1 protein-coding gene is annotated in these 1,624 nt (G+C 45.1%); it reads left to right on the top strand.

What is annotated here, in order from left to right; translation table 11 throughout:
- Positions 1–339: 339 nt before the first annotated feature.
- On the top strand, positions 340–1,624 hold a 1,285-nt coding region (locus tag KDK17_RS10140; protein WP_257288002.1), incomplete at its 3' end, for a WD40 repeat domain-containing protein.

Raw genomic sequence — 1,624 nt, 5'->3', positions numbered from 1 at the left:
ATGGTGTCGTAAACATTTATGGCCTGGAGGCCAATGGCTCATGGCTGCAAAAAGCAGCCATTCAAAAAAAGACCGGATTCACCTCAGCCAGCTTCAGCGCCGATAGCCGAAATGTGGTGATCGTCAGTCAAGATAACAAGGTGAGAATCACTGAACTACGCAAGAAGAATTGATGGTTGAATGAGCGAATGGATCAGGGCTCTGCGGTTGCTTAGTTTCACTGACCTCAATATTTTTTGAACTTCTGTTATAAAACCGACTCCAACAGATCTAATTAATTTTTAATGTCCTTTCTAAGTGAGGGTGAATACTGAATTTGGAGCTATAAAGGAATCGAGTATGGACTCTATGAAAAGCGGTTCGAGCATTGACGAACCCGTCTCGACAAGACCTGCGCAACCTCAACTGGAGCAAGCACCAACGGGTGTCAGTGCAGGCAGGGACGTTACTTTACATAACAACAATGAATCTTTATTCCTCTGTTTGACCGACGTACCAAAACTCAGGATCATCCGCTATTTGGGTTTTCGGGAGATTATTTGTTTAGCCAAGGTATGCAAATATCTTCGCGATTTTGTTAAAGCAGAAAAAGCTTTGGAAAGAGCATGGAGTCGCCGGTTTCCTCCGTTTCCTTCACCACACCAATATCAACTAAAGAACACCATTAAGACTAAAAACGAGCACCAACTCCGTGCTTGGTTGAAGCCGTTTGCTGATACGGGCACTATCGAGTCACTCATAAAACAACAAAAGAATATTCATTTCCCTGTTCAGTTACTTTTCACCAACAGTAAGTTGATGTCTCTGTGTAAAGAATTTGAGTTAGTAGAAAAACTCGAAATTACCCATGGTGATAGAGTCTATGAAGCCAATTTCAGCCCCGATGGCCAACATCTGGTAACCGCCAGTCGCGATAATACAGCGAAAATCTACGGTCTGGAGGACGATGGCTCGTGGAAACAAAAAGCCATCATTATCCATTATAATTGGGTCAGATTAGCCGTTTTTAGTCCCGATGGCCGCTATCTGATAACCGCCAGTCTTGATGGTACAGCGAAAATCTATGGTCTGGAGGACGATGGCTCATGGGAAGAAAAAGCCATCATTACCCATAATAATTACGTCGTTTCAGCCACTTTCATTGGTGATGGTCGCCGCGTGGTGACTGTCGGTTTTGGTGATTCGGTGAAAATCACTGGTCGGGGGAACAATGGATCATGGGAACCAAAGGACGCTTTTCATAATAATACGATCTGGTCGAGCCGGCTTAGCCCTGATGGCCATCACATGATAATTATCTATGGTGCGAAGTTCTTTATTGAAATCCTTGGCCAGTCAGCAGCTGGATTATGGGCAGTGACATCTACCATTCAAACGGAGTCCGGAGTCGGCCCGGCCCACTTCAGTGCCGATAGCTGCCATCTGGTCATCACCACTTTTGCTCACAGAGCGATAATCTGTGATCTGCAGGCTGATGGATCATGGAAAAAAATGGGCGAAATTAAACATGATGCCTTGATCAAATCAGCCAATTTCAGCGCCGACTGCCTCCATGTGGTGACCGCCAGCGAAGATCATAAGGCGAAAATCCATAGCCAGAATGCTGGATCATGGGAAGAAAAAG

The sequence above is a fragment of the Endozoicomonas sp. SESOKO2 genome, assembly GCF_024606245.1.
Lineage (GTDB): Bacteria > Pseudomonadota > Gammaproteobacteria > Pseudomonadales > Endozoicomonadaceae > Endozoicomonas_A.
Note: the sequence above shows the minus strand (reverse complement) of the source record. Positions and strands in the feature narration are given on the sequence as shown.